The 17,120-nt window shown below is 65.3% G+C and carries 13 protein-coding genes; 7 read left to right on the forward strand and 6 right to left on the reverse strand.

Going from position 1 to position 17,120, the window contains the following annotated elements; genetic code table 11:
* Positions 1-3 precede the first annotated feature (3 nt).
* From NLY42_RS26365 to NLY42_RS26375, 3 genes are all read right to left on the reverse strand, one after another.
* Positions 4-1,866 (reverse strand): ATP-binding cassette domain-containing protein, encoded by a 1,863-nt coding sequence (locus NLY42_RS26365; RefSeq protein WP_084779757.1) that lies wholly within the window; start codon positions 1,864-1,866, stop codon positions 4-6.
* A 71-nt stretch (positions 1,867-1,937) separates the two neighbouring features.
* Complete coding sequence (locus NLY42_RS26370; RefSeq protein WP_032895848.1) at positions 1,938-3,083, reverse strand: sugar ABC transporter substrate-binding protein; 1,146 nt, start codon at positions 3,081-3,083, stop codon at positions 1,938-1,940.
* A 158-nt stretch (positions 3,084-3,241) separates the two neighbouring features.
* Positions 3,242-3,898 carry an SGNH/GDSL hydrolase family protein gene (locus tag NLY42_RS26375; protein ID WP_023695479.1) on the reverse strand — a complete coding sequence of 219 codons (657 nt, stop codon included), beginning with the start codon at positions 3,896-3,898 and terminating at the stop codon, positions 3,242-3,244.
* Between the two features lie 166 nt (positions 3,899-4,064).
* Here NLY42_RS26375 and NLY42_RS26380 point away from each other — a divergent pair, with 166 nt between their 5' ends.
* From NLY42_RS26380 to NLY42_RS26390, 3 genes are all read left to right on the forward strand, one after another.
* Positions 4,065-5,300 (forward strand): ROK family protein, encoded by a 1,236-nt coding sequence (locus tag NLY42_RS26380; RefSeq protein WP_023695480.1) that lies wholly within the window; start codon positions 4,065-4,067, stop codon positions 5,298-5,300.
* A gap of 243 nt (positions 5,301-5,543) precedes the next feature.
* Entirely contained in the window at positions 5,544-8,093 is a 2,550-nt protein-coding gene (locus tag NLY42_RS26385; RefSeq protein ID WP_023754623.1) for a caspase family protein, read from the forward strand.
* Positions 8,094-8,107: 14 nt separating this feature from the next.
* Positions 8,108-8,413: a hypothetical protein gene (locus NLY42_RS26390; protein WP_023727043.1), complete on the forward strand. Its 306-nt coding sequence runs from the start codon at positions 8,108-8,110 to the stop codon at positions 8,411-8,413.
* A gap of 24 nt (positions 8,414-8,437) precedes the next feature.
* On the opposite strand, the gene NLY42_RS26395 is transcribed toward NLY42_RS26390, so the two are convergent.
* Positions 8,438-8,800, reverse strand: coding sequence for a hypothetical protein (locus NLY42_RS26395; RefSeq protein WP_023733969.1), 363 nt, complete (start codon positions 8,798-8,800; stop codon positions 8,438-8,440).
* 134 nt (positions 8,801-8,934) lie between these two features.
* On the opposite strand from NLY42_RS26395, the gene NLY42_RS26400 reads away from it, so the two are divergent.
* A complete protein-coding gene (locus tag NLY42_RS26400) occupies positions 8,935-11,031 on the forward strand; it encodes an alpha/beta fold hydrolase (protein WP_031244625.1) in 2,097 nt (698 codons plus the stop codon).
* A 9-nt stretch (positions 11,032-11,040) separates the two neighbouring features.
* Here the strand turns inward: NLY42_RS26400 and NLY42_RS26405 are convergent, their stop codons facing one another.
* Positions 11,041-11,679, reverse strand: coding sequence for a TetR/AcrR family transcriptional regulator (locus tag NLY42_RS26405; RefSeq protein ID WP_050591108.1), 639 nt, complete (start codon positions 11,677-11,679; stop codon positions 11,041-11,043).
* 438 nt (positions 11,680-12,117) lie between these two features.
* Between NLY42_RS26405 and NLY42_RS26410 the strand changes: the two genes are divergently transcribed.
* From NLY42_RS26410 to NLY42_RS26420, 3 genes are read left to right on the forward strand one after another with little or no spacing between them, the layout of a single operon-like run.
* Positions 12,118-12,594, forward strand: a complete 477-nt coding sequence (locus NLY42_RS26410) for a (2Fe-2S)-binding protein (RefSeq protein WP_023754625.1) — start codon at positions 12,118-12,120, stop codon at positions 12,592-12,594.
* On the forward strand, positions 12,591-13,574 hold the full coding sequence (locus NLY42_RS26415; protein ID WP_023754626.1) for an FAD binding domain-containing protein: 984 nt from the start codon (positions 12,591-12,593) through the stop codon (positions 13,572-13,574). The genes NLY42_RS26410 and NLY42_RS26415 overlap by 4 nt, the downstream gene beginning before the upstream one ends.
* Positions 13,571-15,868, forward strand: coding sequence for a xanthine dehydrogenase family protein molybdopterin-binding subunit (locus tag NLY42_RS26420; protein WP_023754627.1), 2,298 nt, complete (start codon positions 13,571-13,573; stop codon positions 15,866-15,868). The genes NLY42_RS26415 and NLY42_RS26420 overlap by 4 nt, the downstream gene beginning before the upstream one ends.
* 184 nt (positions 15,869-16,052) lie before the next feature.
* Here NLY42_RS26420 and NLY42_RS26425 read toward each other — a convergent pair whose 3' ends face one another.
* Positions 16,053-17,063: a zinc-dependent alcohol dehydrogenase family protein gene (locus tag NLY42_RS26425; RefSeq protein WP_023754629.1), complete on the reverse strand. Its 1,011-nt coding sequence runs from the start codon at positions 17,061-17,063 to the stop codon at positions 16,053-16,055.
* Between the last annotated feature and the right edge of the window lie 57 nt (positions 17,064-17,120).

Here is a 17,120-nt window from a genome sequence, read left to right on the forward strand (position 1 = left end):
TTCCTACCCAGCGGCCGGCGCCAGCGTCCCGCTTGCCATCAGGCCCCAGAGCTGATCGGCGGTCAGCTGTTTGGCCGAGCCGTCGTAAGCCACCCTGCCGAGGCTGAGCACGACGATCCTGTCGGCCAGCGCCCTGACCGTCGACAGGTCGTGCGTGACCAGGATGACGCCGGTGCCGCTGGCGGCGATCGAACGGATCAGCTTGACGACCTGCGCGGTCTGCTTGACGCCGAGCGCGGCGGTAGGCTCGTCGAGGCAGATCAGCTTGACGTGATCGGCAAGCGCGCGGGCAATGGCGATGGACTGCCGCTGGCCGCCCGACAGCGAGCGCACCAGAACGTTTTCGTCGCGAAGCGTGACGCCCAGCGCGGCAAGCCGGGCACGACACTGCTCGGCGGCCTTTCGGTCGTCGCGAACCGGGAAGACACCGAGCCAACGCCGCGTTTCCTCACGCCCGAGGATCATATTGTGGGCGACGCTGAGGTTCGGGCAGAGCGCCAAATCCTGATAGACCGTCTCCAGGCCGGCGCCGCGTGCATCCTGCGGGCTCCTGAAGGAAATCGGCTGGCCCTCGAGGGTCATCGCGCCGGCATCGGGCTGGATGGCGCCCGAAATAATCTTCATCAGCGTCGACTTGCCGGCGCCATTGTCGCCGAGCAGACAGACGATCTCGCCTTTGCCGACCGTGAAACTCGCCTCTTCCAATGCCGTCAGCGCGCCGTAGGATTTGCGGGCGCCGGCAATCGAGAATGCCGGACCTTGCGGGGCTTCTGCATTGCCCGCCGTCACGGCAGGGCCGGCCGAGGCGACGGCACCATTGTCCGCCACCGTGAAGTTGGTCGCGGCGGCCCGAGCGCGCCGGCCGCGAAAACCGATCGCAGCCTGGTCGGCCACCAACGCCAGCAACAGCATGCTTCCCACCGAAATGGATTGCCACCATGATTGCAGGCCGACGAAGATCAATCCTGCATTTAGGATGCCGATGGTGGCAACACCGATGGCGATGCCGAGCGGCCTGCCGGAGCCGCCGGAAAACGCAACGCCGCCGAGAATTGCAGCGGTGAGCACGTCGAGCTCGAAGCGAACGCCGATGGTCGGCGTGATGCTGCCGAGACGACCGGCGATCAGAACCGAGACCAGGCCGATCAGCAAGCCATTGGCGGCGTAGAGGCCAACCACCGTGCGCCCCACCGGAATGCCGCAGAGTTCGGCTGCGCGCGGGTCGCCGCCTATGGCGTAGAGCCTCAAGCCGGTGACCGTGCTGGTCAAGACAAAGGCTCCGATGACAAAGACAGATGCGGCGATGATCACGGTGTACTGGATGCCGAAGATCTTGCCCCGCCCCAATTCGAGCAGAGCCTCGGGAAAACCATAGACCGCGGTGCTGGAGACGACGAAGGCAAGGCCGCCATAGAGCGCCAGCATCGCCAGCGTGACGATCAACGGCGAGATGCTCAGCCTGCGCACCAGCAGACCGTTGAGCAGACCGAGCAAAAGGCCCAGACCCAGGCCGACGCAGATTGCCAGCGGCGCGCTCTGCGTCGCCACCGCAACCTTGGCAGTGATGATGCCGATCAAGGCGACCATGCTGCCGATGGAGAGGTCGACATAGCCGGCGATCAGCAGCGCGGAGGTGCCGAGCACGGCGATCAGGATCGAGGTCGAGTTGACGCCAATGACGACGAAATTGTCGAGGCTGAAGAAGGATTTGTTCAACAGCGAGAAGGCGATGATCAAGCCCAGCGCGACCAGCGCCAGCCCGATGCGGCCAGACGCTTCGCCCGGCGCCTTGACGCCCGGCAGCAAGGATGAAAACCGGCCCGTTTGCAGCGGTGTCGTCCCCGTTCGAAGGCTGTCTGTGCTCATGCTAGCCTCTGACTGAAGCGGGCGGTTTCAGGTCAGGCTGACCCGCCCGTATCGCGCGGGAAAAACAGGCGCTACTTTGCCTCGGATGACCAGGGGAAATTCACATACTGGTCGCGCGTGTCGTAGCAGATGTTGCCGTACATCCTGAGATAGATGTCGCGGCGCTTCGGGTCCTTGTAGACCGCGGCCGGGTCGGCGACATCGGCCTCGTACTGGGCCATGTAGTCGCTGGTCAGCGCCACGGGCAGGATATCCATCGCCTGCGGGATGCTCTTGCCCTCCAGCCAGTCGGCGGCATGCTGGCCCATGGCATAAGCGAAGACCGGCGACGCCAGGCTGATGCTTGCCTTGTAGGGACCGCCGCCTTTCTTGATCGCGGCGACTGCCTCCGGTTCGCCGTCGATGCCGCCAAGGAACTGGTCCGGCCGCGCCTTGCCCGCCGCTTCCAGGGCAGCCAGCGCGCCGAGCACGACCGTGTCGGCGCCGAGCACGACATCGACGTCGGGATGGGCCTGGAGAATGGTGCTCATCGTGGCAAAGCCGCCTTCCTTGTTGACGGGATTGGGCGAGATGTCGGCGACGATGGTGACGCCTGGCATAGCCTTGAAGATGTCGCGCATGGCGGCAAAGCGCGGCGCCAGGAATTCCATGCTGTCATGCGACAGGATGACGACATTGGCCTTGCCGCCGAGCTTGTCCTTTATGTAGGCCGCGGCCGCTTCGGCCAGCACCTTGCCGGTCTCGTATTGCGGCGCGTTGAGCAGCGACGTCGCCGGCGGCGGCACGATGGTGCCGACATAGGCGCCCGACCAGATAAGCTCCTGCAGGCTGCGGCTCATCGAGGCCGGGTCCACGGGGGCTGCGACCAGACCGCCGATCTTGGAGGCGAGAAACAATTGCACCTGCTCGACCCCCTTGGCGGCGTCATTGTTGGCAAGCGCGCGGCGATATTCCAGGCCGCGATCCTTGGCGGCGGCGGCCAGGCCGCGGTCGACGCCCTGCATGAATTCACGCTCGTTGTCCTGCGCGAAGGCCAGCACCTTGCTCAGGCCGGGCGGTGGGCTGCAGGCCGGCGCCTTCGGATCGAACGGCGCAAATACCGCCGGCTTGGTGAGCCCGGCCGGGCCGTCCTGCGCGCTTGCCAGAATGGTACCGCCCGCGAGCACACCGGCAACGCCGAGCAGCGTCGCCAGCATCATGTTCCTGTCAGATCGCATTTTACTTCCTCCCTGTCGTTGATTGTTGCCGCGCATCGCAAGCCTCGCGGTCGCTACTCTTCCCAGTCTCCCCAGATACCCACCTTCCCGCTCGCAAGTCAAAACTTTTTCCAGTGGAATTAATTAATCAGAGATAGTCGGGTGACTCGCCCACGCGATCACGCCTTGGCGATCAGCGACTGGACGACTTTGGCCAATTCCGTGCCGAGCACGCGATGCGCGTCGCTGTCGAGGTGAATGCCGTCTACCGCGCTCGACTCGACGACATCGCCGGCGTTGAAGAACGCGGCGCCGGCGCGCCGGGCCGCATCGCGGAACAGGCCGGCAAAGTGCATCGACTTTGCGGCGCCGCCCAGGAACATCTGGCCGAACCAGTCGACCTCCAGCATCGGCGGCGGCGCTACTATCAGGACCGCGGGCGCCACGCCCGCGGGGCCAGCTTCGCTGCGCAGGACAATTCTGGCCAAGATCTCAATGGAATCAGCGACGTCATTCGGCGTTACCGAGAACCTATGCTTGAGATCGTTGGTGCCGAGCATCAGGATGACGAGGTCGAGCGGCATATGCGTTTCCAGGCACACCGGGAGCGATTTGAGCCCGTTCTTGTGGAGACCTTCGATCGGATCGTCGTGCACGGTGGTGCGCCCGCCCTGCCCTTCTTCGATCACATCCCATCCGTTGCCGAGCTGGCGGCGCATGATGCCCGGCCAGCGGCGGTCGGGCGTGAAGCGGTGCCGTCCGACGCGGGCCAGGGTGGGAATGGCGCCATAGGTATTGGAATCGCCAAAGCACATGATGGTCCGGGTCTGCGTCACGGCATTGCTCCTCCAGGCTTGCATACTTTGAACGACAGCAGGCCGGCTGGCGTCAACTACATTTTTCCATCGGGTGGATTTAAGTGTTGCCTTGCCAGGCCCGCATTGCTACGTCAGCGCTTTGATCGGCTCGCCTTGCGGCCAAACTCCTTGCGCAGGGGAAAGCGTGACCGGCACCAGCTTCTTCAGTCTCGAAAAGATCGCCGAGGGGCGCAGCGGCGGAACCACGCAGGCCGAGAGCCGCATTTACAACGAACGCCTGATCGTCTCGCTGATCCGCCGGCACGGCCAGCTGGCCAAGACCGATTTGACGCGGCTGACCGGGCTGGCCGCGCAAACCATCACCACCATCGTCAACCGCGCCGCCGACAACAAGCTGCTGCTGCGCCTGGAGCCTTTGCGCGGACGGCTGGGGCAACCCTCGGTTCCCTATGCGTTGAACCCGAAAGCCGCGTACGCCTTCGGCCTCAAGGTCGACCATCGCAGCGCCGATGTCGCCCTGGTCAATTTCGTCGGCAACGTGATGGCGTTCGAACGCACGCTGTTCGACTATCCGACGCCCGTCGAGGTGATGAAATTCGCCAAGGGCGCCATCGCGCGCATGTGCCGCAAGCACAGATCGATAGAAAAAGACCGCATCGCGGGTCTTGGCATCGCCTCGCCATTCCATCAGTGGAACCTAAGCGAAGAGGGCGCGGTGCCGGCGGGCAGGCTGGATGCCTGGAAGGAAATCGACATTCGCGCCGAACTGGACCGGGCGTTCGACTGGCCGGTGTTCCTCTACAACGACGCCACGGTGTCGGCCGCGGCCGAACTGATGTTTGGCGCCGGCGGATCCCGCGCCGACTTTCTTTACGCCTATGTCGGGCACTTCATCGGCGGCGGCCTGGTGCTCGATCATCACTTGTTCCCCGGCCGCAACAAGCTGGCCGGGGCGCTGGGCGACATGCCGGTGCCCGCGCCGGGGCGCAAGGGCGACCGCATGATGCCGTTGCTGCGCGTCGCTTCGCTGCATTCGCTCGCCGGCAAGCTCAACGACCAGGACAATGGGGACAAGGATGCCGGCCGCATCTGGTCGTCGCCTGACGATTGGGGAGACCTTGGAGAGCCGCTCACCGCGTGGATCGATGAGGTTTCGGACGGGCTTGCCTATGCCGCCCGCAGCGCCGTTGCCTTGCTCGACATCGACAATGTGGTGATCGATGGCGCCATACCGAATGGCGTGCGCAAGGAGATCGCCAAGGCCATGCGCAGAAAGCTGGCACGGATCCTTGTCGATCGTCCCGAGCCGTTCTCGGTCATCGAAGGGACGTTTGGCCATCTCGGTCCCGTCATCGGCGGCGCCAGCATTCCGCTGCTGGTCAAATATTCGAACGACAAGGACCTGCTCTTCAAGGAGTAGGGTTGCGGCTGGCCGGCCGGGCGGATCACCAAAACAGCGATCTGTGAGACTTGTCACATACCCGATCTCGAAGCGCGTGCTACTGCCACCCTACGGTCAACCAGCGCTGAAAGAAATCGGCTGCCATGGTCTGGCGGTGACGGGGCTTTCACTTTATCCTGTGGCAGGTTGCATACTCTTAACGGACCTCATGCCGCAGAATGCCTTCGTCGGCGTAAGGCGGCAGTTGCCAGGAGTTTTGCCATGCTCCGACTTTGTGGATTCATCGCGGTCTTCATCCTCGCCGGCCTCACGACGTTCGAGGCCTGCGCCGATCGAAGGGTCGCGCTTGTTATCGGCAATTCCGAATACCGCAACATTCCGGCGCTGCAGAACCCGGCCAAGGATGCCCAGAACGTATCGGCCACGTTCCGGCTGGCGGGCTTCGAGGTTTTCGTCGCCGAGAATCTCACCAAGCAGCAGTTCGAAGGTCAGTTCCGGGACTATCTGGCCGCCGCCGACGGCGCCGATCTCGCCGTCGTCTACTATTCCGGGCACGGCTTTCAGATCGGCGGCGAGAATTTCCTAATACCGGTCGACGCCTCGTTGAAGAAGGCGGCCGATATCGAGGTCCAGGCCATCAAGCTCAACGACGTGCTGGCGCAGCTGCGCTCGAAGTCGAAGATCCAGGTGATCATCCTCGATGCCTGCCGCAACAACCCCTTCCCGCGCAACAATTACTGGCTGCGCGACCAGCTTGTCACCGCCGGCAATACCGGGCTGGCGCAGGTGCGAAGCTCGCTCAACACGCTGATTGCCTTCGCCACCGAACCAGGCGCGGTCGCCTATGACGGCAGCGGCGACCTCAGCCCGTTTTCATCGGCCTTTTCGCGGCGCGCGCTGGCGCCGAACCAGGAGATCCGCACGGTCATGTCGGCGGTGCGCCGCGATGTCGTGCAGGCCACCAACGGCATGCAGGTGCCATGGGAAAATTCCTCACTGATCGACGACGTGGTGCTGGTGCGCCGCAACAATCGGCCTTCGCTGCCGCCAGTGCTGGAGAAGGTGGTGCTGTCGGGGGTCGGTCCTGTCGCTCTCGGCCTGCCGGAGCCGGTCGATGTCGATGGCGGCGCTATCAGCGTCAGCATCGAACGGCCGCCGGCAATGGGCCGTCTGGTGCTGGACGGCAAAGACGTCGCGGTGGGCGAACCGATCCAGGGCAAGGACCTGCCGCGCCTGCAGATGGATATCCCCAAAGGAGCCGCCACGCAGGACGAGGTGGATATGCTGGCCTATGCCACGCATGACAATTGGGGCGGCGGGAGCCAGGGCATATTGGTGTTCCGCGTCAAGAGCGGCGAAGGTGCGGCGGGTCAGCAGATCATGGCTTCGCTCGAGGCCGAGCAGAAGCAGCAGGTGCTGGAGCGCGGCATCCACATCACCGGCGCTGCCGAAGCAATCGAGAACCGCAAGCTTGATATTCCCGTCGGCGTCGGCCCGGTCGCGCTCAATCTGGATTTCCCCACCGACGATCCGGCGGTCAGCCTGAAGGTCTCGGGGTATCCGGCAACGGGAACGCTGTCATTGCCTGATCGAACCTTGTCGCCGCAATCCAGCCTTCTGGCCGGTGAAGTCGACCATCTCCGTTACGAGCCGCAGATCGGCGCCGGCGCGCCGGTCGAGGTCGGCTTCGAAATCCGCGCCGACAGCAGCTCCGCCAAGCCGGCGACGATGAAGCTGTCGCCGACGGTCGAGGCTTGCGACACCGCCGCCGGCGAGCCTCTCGACCTGCAAGGCGTGGTGCCCGGCCTGCTGCCGAACGAGATCGGCGCCGGTGCGGTGGCAGCCTGCGAGGCGGCGGTGAAAACCTATCCAGACGTCGCCCGCTTCCACTACGAGCTCGGCCGCGCCCTGCTTGCGGCAGGCCAGGTTAGAGAGGCCAGGACAGCCATCGAGGACGCCGCCAAGAAAGGCCATGTGCGCGCCGTCTTCGAACTCGGCTATCTCAACGCAACCGGAACCGGAACGACCATAGACCGCACCCAGGCCAACGCTCTCTACAAGGCTGCCGCCGACAAGGGTGATCCTTACGGTATGACCTCGTGGGGACGCGCGCTGTTCAATGGCTATGGCGTCAACCGCGATACGGCCAAGGGCCTCGACCTGCTGCTCAAGGCGGCGGCCATGGGGCACACCTATGCCATGAACGATCTTGCCGCCATCTTCACCGAGGGCCGCAATGGCGTGCCTGCCGATCCGGCCCGCGCCGTCGCCTTCCTGCAAGCGGGGGTGCAGCGCCAAGACATGTATTCGATGAACCTGCTCGGCCGCAATTACCTCGCCGGCCAGGGCATCGACAAGGATCCGAAGACGGCGCAGGCCCTGTTCCAGCAGGCCACCGATCTTGGCCAGCCCTACGCGCCCGGCAGCCTCGCCCGCATGTACAGGGATGGCGCCGGTGTGCGCCAGGACCCGGCGGAAGCGCAAAGGCTGTTCGAACTGGCGACCACGCGCGGCGATCCGTCGAGCGCCTATGATCGCGCGGCGCTTGAAATGGCGAAAGGCGACAAGGCCGATCAGGCTGTCGCGGTGCGCTTCCTGGCATTCGCCGTCGCGCTCGATCTGCGCAAGGAGCTGCCGGACGCCAAAAAGGGCCTGGCGCAGTTCGGCACCAAGCCGAAAACGGCAGCTTTGGACGCCCTGCGTCGAGAGCTCAAGTCGAAGATTCCCGCGTCCGGTTCGCTGGACACGCAACTGGTCAATGCGGCCCGGGGGGTCTGGGAAGAAGCCAATCCGCGTCGGGATTTGTTCTGAACAATAAGGAGGCCATGGTGGGCAAGGCATTCAAGCAGACATTCGGGCAGGCATTCATCGGGATAATTCTATCCGGCGTTCTGGCCGGGCTCATGGGCTGCACCTCGGTGTCGCCGATGTTTGAGCCGGCATCGCCGGTGAAACATCGCAAGGTGGTTCGCGCAGCACCCCAGCCAAAGGTGGTCAGATTCAAGAAGGCGGCCACCGGCAAAGTGATCAAGCCGGCCGAGGAGATCCCGCAAAAGCCGCCCGTCATTCCCGCTCTCGGCGGTAGCGGCGGAGGCGGTGGGGCTGGCGGCGGCGGCGGCGGTTGGGGATGAGATCGTCGACCAAGGGCGCTGCACTCAGCGGCCCCAAAGGGTCTTGCTAAGATCCGCATGAGCCTTGGACAACGTCAAGCCGAAATCGTCCATCCCTGTCGCGGCATCGGTTGGCCAGCGGACAATTCGGCGCAGCGCTGCACGGAAAAGGCAGCGGACGAACGCTGCCAGTGCAGAGGCCACGACCGCCGCCGGATCGAGTCTGCGAGCCGCCAATGCCCGATGGGCCTGTTGTGTTTCGAGATAGCGGGCCAGCGCAACATCGTGACGCGATGGTGCGCCAAGCTCCTGCCGGTCGCGCCCGGGGTCGTCATGCCAGATGGGCCACTCGGTCGGGCTAGGGTGATGCACGGTATCCTCCTGCGAAAAGAGATCCAGTGCGAACAATCTCCTCAAGCGCCGTGAGCAACGCGTGGGAACCTGCGTGATGGAATCGTGAAAAGCGCCTCGGCGGCGGAATAAGTGTTGAAATGGACCGAGCTTGAGCGGATCGTCGTCGCGCTGTGACCGTGGCGGATCCGATGACCGGACCTTATCTTCACCTGCTGGGTGGTTTCGACTTTGCCGGCGTCGGGGCCACGGTTCCAGCCATCAGCCGCAAGGCGCGTGCGATGGTCGCCTATCTCGCGCTGCAGTCGGGGCATTCGCAGTCGCGCGAGAAGCTGGCGACCCTGCTCTGGGGCATCAACAGCGAGGCGCAGGCGCGAATGAGCCTGCGGCAAGCGGTATCGTCTGTCAGGAAGGCCATGCAGACGTGCGGCGGCGGCCGCTTCCTCACCGATGGCAACAGCGTCGCTCTGCATCTCGACGGCCTTGATTTCGACGTCGCGCGGTTCGAGGCGCTGGTCGCCAGCCCGGCACCCGAAGACCTCGAACTGGCGCTCAATGTCTACCGCGGCGACCTGCTCGACGGCTTCGGCCTGAAGGAGGAGCCATTCGAGGACTGGCTGAGGATCGAACGCGAGCGGCTGCGGGCATTGGCCGTCGCGGCGCTCGACAGGCTCGTCGCGCATTATGCAGCGACGAACGATCCTGCCGCATGCGTGCGCGCGGCAGCGCGCCTGCTGGCCATGGACCCGTTGAGGGAGGATGTCCACCGGGCCCTGATGCGCGCCTATGCGGCGCAAGGCAGGACCAATCTCGCGCTGAAGCAATATGAGCACTGCCGCACCGCGCTTCTACGCGATCTCAAGCTGCAGCCGGAGCCGGAGACGCGGCAATTGTTTGAGACGCTGCGCACACGCCGCACAATGGCGCCGGCACGGCCACCCACGACCGATGCGGATGACGCTACCGGCTTCAGCCACGAACTCGCAGCCCCCCCGACCCACTATGTCAAATCGGCCGGGATCAACATCGCGTATCAGGTGACCGGCGACGGTCCGGTCGACCTGATCCATGTGCCGGGATGGGTCTCCAACCTCGACCACGCCTGGGGCTCGCCGCGGCTTTCGCATGTGCACCGGCAGCTCGGCACTTTCTCGCGCCTAATCCGCATGGACAAGCGCGGCACCGGGCTCTCGGACCGCAATGTCGGTCTGCCGACCCTGGAAGAGCGGATGGAAGATGTGCGGGCAGTGCTGGATGCGGTTGGCTCGAAGCGCACGGTGCTTTTCGGCAGCTCCGAGGGCGGCCCGATGTGCATGCTGTTCGCGGCGACCTATCCCGAGCGCACAGCGGCACTCGTGCTCAATGGGGCCTACGCCCGCGGCAGGTGGTCACAAGACTATCCGTGGGCGAAGACAAGCGAGCAGGTGGAAGAGGATCTGGCGATCGTCGAGAAAGAATGGGGAGCGGCGGCGGATATGAGCAACGCGGCGCCCAGTCTGATGAGCGACACGTTCGAGACAGAATGGTTCGCCGCCTATCTCAGGAATTCTGCCTCGCCCGCCGACGCGATCGCCCTGTGGCGCTGGGGAGCCGAAATCGATGTTCGCGACATTCTGCCTGCTGTCCATGTTCCGACACTGATCATGCAGACGACTGGCGACGGCTGGGTGAAGCGGGAAGAAGGACGTTACCTGGCGACGCACATCGAGGGCGCCCGATACATTGAGTTCGCCGGCCGCGACCACGTCATCTGGGGCGAGAATTCCGATCGGATCGTCGACGAGATCCAGGCTTTCGTCACCGGCGCCTTGCCGGCGGCCCCAGGCGAACGGCTGCTTGTGTCGGTGCTGTCCCTCGATATGACGGGCTCGCCTTTCGGCATCGACCCGGCCGAGCGGCACGCCGAAGCGCTCCGTGGCGAACTCCTCGCGGCCGAAGGCAGAGAGATCAGCCGATCGGACGGCAAGGTGCTCGCGGTGTTCCAGCGGCCAACGCGGTCGATCCAGTGCGCGATCGCCATCCGCGATCGCTTGCGGCAATCCGGTGTCGAGGTCCGCTCGGCGGTGCATATCGGCGAGTGCGAGCAGCGGGGCCATCAATTTTCAGGCGCGGCGATCGAACTGTCATCGCGTCTGCTTGACCATGCGCGGCCGGGCGAAATCATCGCATCAAGGACGGTGCGCGATCTCGTGGTCGGCTCCGGCCTGCGGTTCGAGGAGCGTGGCGAAATGGCGGCAAGCGGGCTGCCCGGCGCGTTTCGGTTCTATGCGGTCGATGGTTCGGCTTGAGCCGCTAGGTCACCTCTTCCCTGCCCCGAACCGCAGCCCGTCCATCAGCAGCTTGACCAGTCGGCGCGAGCGGTCGCGCCAGTCCTTGGTGTCGGGGGCCGAGTAGATGCCGCCGAGTGCGTGCAGCACATCGGAGGCGTCGACGTCGCTGCGGATCGAGCCTTCGGCCACCGCCGCCTCGACCAGTTGCCGCAAGGCCAGCGACACCCGGCCCGACATGTCGGAGAACACGGCGGAATTGGTGTTGAACAGGATGCGCAGGCTGGCAGCCAGGCCGCGCTTGGTGGCGATGTAGTCGACGAAGCGCTGCATCCACTGTTCCAGCGCCATGTCGGCCGAATGGTGGCTGGCGAGGTCATCGGCAGCCGCGCAGAGCGCCTCGACTTCACGCCGGTAGACCACTTCGACCAGATGCTCGCGGGTTGGGAAATGCCGGTAGAGCGTGCCGATGCCGACGCCGGCCTGGCGCGCGATCTCCTCCAGCGAGGCATCGACGCCGTGCGCGGCAAAGGCCGCTGCCGCAACCTCGACCAGCCGGTCGCGGTTGCGCTGCGCATCGGCGCGCAGTTGCCTTGGCGCTGCGGCTTCGCGCTTCTCGTCGGCAATTGCTTGCGACTGCTCGGTCAATTTTTTCTCCACTGTCGACATATGGGGGCTTGAACCCAAAGGGGTAAGCCCCCAACTGGATAAACGGAGGCGCCTCCGTTTTAGTGGAGCAGTCTTATCATATAATCAGGGGAGCCGGTATGTCACGTGTTGAGATTGTGAAGACTGAAGCATCCCCTGCCGGCTGGAGAGTCGGGGCGGCAGAGCTGCCAATCTTCCCCCTCGTGGGGGAGATGTCCGGCAGGACAGAGGGGGGCGCTGTCCCGCCAGCCTATCAAGGCCTGACCAACACCCGCTTGGAAAAGGTCTATTTCGACGCATGTAAATCGGGAACGTCGCATTCCTTCGCGCCCCCTCTGCCCTGCCGGGCATCTCCCCCACAAGGGGCGAGGTTAGGCGCACCGTCGCCTCTTCCCTTTTCCTCTCCCACTCGGACGCCATTTCAATCCCCTTGCGTCAAGCAACTGGAGCCAGACGCCCATGACCAGCCAGACCATCCACCTCACCATCAACGGGCACGACCATGAACTGCAGGTCGAGCCGCGCGTCACGTTGCTCGACGCCTTACGCGACCGTCTTAACCTGACCGGCACCAAGAAGGGTTGCGACCAGGGCCAGTGCGGCGCCTGCACGGTGCATGTCGAGGGACAGCGCGTGCTGGCCTGCCTGACGCTTGCAGCACAGGTCGAAGGCCGCGAGATCACCACCATCGAAGGATTGGCCGGCGACGACGGCACGCTTAACGCGGTCCAGGCCGCCTTCCTCGACCAGGATGCTTTCCAGTGCGGTTACTGCACGCCGGGACAGATCATGTCGGCGGTCGGCTGCATCCGCGAGGGCCATGCCGGCTCGGATGACGAGATCCGCGAATACATGGCAGGCAATCTCTGCCGCTGCGGCGCATATCCGCACATCGTTGCCGCCGTGCGCCAGGCGGCACTGGAGGTCGCGTCATGAGGGATTTTTCCTACGTTCGCGCCGATAGCATCGATGCGGCACGACAGGCGGCCGCCCTGCCTGGGGCCATGCTGCTTGCCGGTGGCACGACGCTGGTCGATCTCGCCAAATGCGGCGTGGCCGAACCCGACAGCCTGGTCGACATCACCCATCTCAAAGGACTCGACGCCATCAAGGTCGACGCTGACAGTGCCATGATCGGCGCGCTGGCCAAGATGAGCCACGTCGCCGACCATGCCGAGATCAAGAGCCGCTTTCCCGCGGTCTCCGAAGCGCTGTGGCAGGCGGCTTCCGCGCAACTGCGCAACATGGCGACCATCGGCGGCAATCTGATGCAGCGCACGCGCTGCCCCTATTTCCGCGATCCCGCGAATTTTCCCGCTTGCAACAAGCGCTCGCCCGGCACCGGCTGCTCGGCAATCGGTGGCGTCACCCGCGGCCATGCCGTGCTCGGCACCAGCGACGCCTGCATCGCCATGTATCCCGGTGACCTCGCCACCGCGCTGGTCGCCTTCGACGCCGTGGTTCATCTTGGCGAACGCCAGGTTGCCGTCGACGACTTCTTTCTCCTGCCCGGCGCCACGCCCGACAGGGAACATGCCATCCAACCGGGCGAGATGATCACCGCCATCAGCATACCGGCTTCCGGCACGGCCCGGCGTTCGACCTATCTCAAGATCCGCGACCGGCAGTCGTATGAGTTCGCGGCTGCAAGTGCCGCAGTCGGCATCGACTTCGAAGCCGATGGCCGCACCATTCGCGACCTGCGCGTCGCGCTGGGCGGCGTCGCGACGAAGCCGTGGCGGGCGCACGCCGTGGAAGCGGCGTTGAAGGGCAAGGTGCTCAGCGAAGACAGGGTGCGGGCAGCCAGCTTGCTCGCCGTGGAAGGGGCCATCGGCCACGGCGCCAACCACTACAAGATCGAACTGGCGCCGCGCGTCGTCGCCCGCGCCATCCTCAAGACGGGAGCCATGGCATGACCATTCACGACCCCAGGACACGGCACGGCGACGCTTCGGACGGCACTGCCGATCAGGTTGGCGGGCGGCTGTCGCGCGTCGACGGCCCGGCCAAGATTACCGGTGCGGCAAAATACGCCGTCGAGCACCAGCTCGACGGGCTAACCTACGGCGTTCTGGTCGAAAGCACGATCGCGTCAGGCAAGGTGCGCTCGATCGACACGTCAGCCGCGGAGGCGGCACCTGGTGTGCTCAAGGTGCTGACGCCGGACACCATCATGCCGCTGAAGACTGCATCGGACTGGTTCGGCACGCCGCCGCCGGACAAACCCTACTGCCCGCTGGCGCGCGACATCACCTTTTCGGGCCAGCATGTCGCCGCGGTCATCGCGGAGACTTTCGAGCAGGCCGTCGCGGCAGCGGCGATGGTCAAGGTCAGCTATGACGAGACGCCGGCCATCGTCGACCTCAGCGACGCCAAGGCCGGCGACGGCATTCCGATCGCCGCCATGACCAAGGAATGGGGCGATGCGCAGGCCGCTTTCGCCGCTGCCCCGGTGCGCGTCTGCGGCGCCTATAACACGCCGCGCGAATACCAGGCGCCGATGGAGCCGCATGGCCTCATCGCCCGCTGGGAGGGCGACAAGCTCACCGTGTGGGAACCGAGCCAGTGGCTCGACGGCATGGCCCGCACCTATGCCGAATGGTTCGGCGTGCCGTTCGAGAATGTGCGGCTGGTCTCGCCCTATATTGGCGGCGGCTTCGGCTCCAAGGCGCTGGCGCTCGGCCATGGCGCGGTGGCTGCTGCCGCAGCCAAGATGCTGGGACGTCCGGTGCGGGTCGTGATGACGCGGCCGCAGACTTTTACCGGCTATGGCGGCCGCGCCGCGACCCGCCAGACGGTGACGATCGGCGCCGACCGTGACGGAAAGATCCAGTCGATCGTGCATCGCGGCGTCAATGAAACGTCGATCGACGGCATGTGGGTCGAGCCTTTGGGCGTGGTCACCTCGATGTATGCGACGCCCAACTTCTCCTCGAAGCAGAATGTCGTGCGGGTGAATTCGGTGGTGCCTGGCGCCATGCGCGCGCCGGGCGAAAACCCTAGCGCCTTCGGCATCGAAAGCGCCATTGACGAGCTCGCCTATGAGGTCGGCATCGATCCGCTGGAGATCCGGCTGAGGAATTACGCCGAGCAGGATCCGCACGCAAAAAAGGCTTGGTCGACGCGGCAGTTGCGCGAGGCTTTCGCGGCTGGCGCCGAACGCTTCGGCTGGGCCCAGCGCACGCCCAAACCGCGTTCGATGCGCAACGGCAACCAGCTGATCGGCTGGGGCGTCGCCGCCGGCACCTATCCCGTGCGGCGCGCTTACGGCGAGGCCATCGTGCGTATCCTTGCCAACGGCTCGGTCGAGGTCGAAAGCTCCTCGATCGACATGGGCCAGGGCACCTACACGATCCTGGCGCAGACGGCGGCCGAAACGGTCGGCGTGGCGGCCGACCATGTCGTGGTGAAGCTCGGTGATTCCCGGTATCCCCGCGCCGGCGTAGCCGGCGGGTCGCGGCTGGCCGGCGTGATGACGGGCGCGGTCTACAAGGCGGCGACATCGGCGCTCGACCAGCTTGTCGGGCTGGCGATCAGCGATCCGCGCTCGCCCTTCCACGCGCTGCAGGCCAACACGCTGGTCGTCGCCAATGGCCGCATCAGGTCGCCGCGCGGCGATGGTCCCGATGTCTCGATCGCCGACCTGCTGGCCAGCGTCGGCCGCGACCGCATCGAGGCCACAGGCGACACCATGCCGGCGAACTCGACGGCCGAGGATCGCTACAAGAACTACACCACCATCGCGGCGGCGCTGCCGCACACCGAGGGCGACTATTCGCGCCACTCCTGGTGCGCGCATTTCATCGAGGTGCGCGTCGACGAGGATTTCGGCACGGTGCGCGTGTCGCGCGTGGTATCGGCACTGGATTCCGGCCGGCTCTACAACCCCAAGCTGGCCGAAAGCCAGTGGAAGGGCGGCATCATCATGGGCATCGGCCAGGCGCTGCTTGAAGAAGGCATTGTCGACCGCAGGCATGGCCGCATCGTCAACAACAATCTCGGCGACTATCTGGTGCCGACCAATGCCGACATCCCCGATATCGAGGTCATCTCGGTCGGCATTCCCGACCTGCACTCTTCGGTGCTCGGCGGCAAGGGTGTCGGCGAACTGGCCATCGTCGGCGTAGCGCCGGCGATCGCCAATGCGGTGTTCCATGCGACGGGAAAAAGAGTGCGGGATTTGCCGATCACGCTGGAGAAGTTGATCTAGGAAGCGGCGTGCGTAATCTCGCCCCTTGAGGGGGAGATGTCGCCGAAGGCGACAGAGGGGGTCGCCTCTCGTAGAGCGCCAACCTCCTTCCGCTGCAGTAGGTCGAGCCCGGTCGGACCGACCCCCTCTGCCCTGCCGGGCATCTCCCCCTCAAGGGGGGAGATTGGCAGCTCGCGCGCCTCGGTTACCAGTCGAGCTTGAACGCAAGCTTGCCGAAATGCTGCCCGCCTGCCGCCATGTGCGCGTAGGCTTCGGCCGCCTGCTCCTGGCTGAACACCTTGTCGACGACCGGGTCGATGCGGGCGGCGGCGATGGCGCGGACGGCGGCGCGAAGGTCAGATACCGACCCGGTGTTGTTGCCGATCACCTTCAGTGCCTTGATGATGATCGGCAGCAGGTCGACCGTGGCCTCGGCGCCGGTGACGAAACCGATGGTGAACAGCGTGCCGCCAGGCGCGGTGGCGTTGACGGCGCGGGCGAAGGTGGCGGTGCCGGCGGTCTCGACGACGAGGTCGGCGCCGAGGCCGCCGGTCAGTTCCAGCACCTTGCCGTCCCAGTCGGGCGTCGCGCGGTAGTTGATGAGATGATCGGCGCCGAGTGCCTTCGCCCGCCCCAGCTTCTCGTCCGACGAAGAAGTGATGATGACGGTGGCGCCGGCGGCTTTCGCCAGCTGCAGGGTGAAGATGGAGACGCCGCCGGTGCCGAGCAGCACGACGACCGAGCCCGGCCCGACATCGGCGGCGCAGACCGCGTTCCAGGCGGTGGTCGCGGCGATCGGCAGGGTCGACGCCGCCTCGAAAGAGAGACGAGCCGGTACCGGCACGAGCGAGTTGGCCGGCAGCGCGACATATTCGGCGAGCGACCCCGGCAGCGAAATTCCGCGCATCTGCGTCATCTCGTTAGGCCGGGGCGGACCGCCGATCCAGCGCGGCTTGGCATGGGCAACGACGCGATCGCCGACGGCGAAATCCGTAACGCCCTCCCCCAGCGCGACGATCTCGCCGGCGCCGTCGGCGACGGGAATGAGCGGAAAGTCGGGCACGCGATAATTGCCGCTGGCCACCGCCACATCGACGAAATTCAGGCTCGCGGCGCGCTGGCGGATCAGCACTTCGCCGCGCTGCGGTTCAGGCGTGGCAATGGTGGTGGCGCGAAAGGCGTCCAGCTTGGCGGCGGTCAGTTCGATGGCTTTCATGGCTCACGCATTCCTGTTGAAAGGGTCGATCGTCGGGATTGAGTGAAGCTATCTGCT

Origin of the sequence: Mesorhizobium sp. C372A, assembly GCF_030323245.1 — a bacterium.
Taxonomy (GTDB): domain Bacteria; phylum Pseudomonadota; class Alphaproteobacteria; order Rhizobiales; family Rhizobiaceae; genus Mesorhizobium.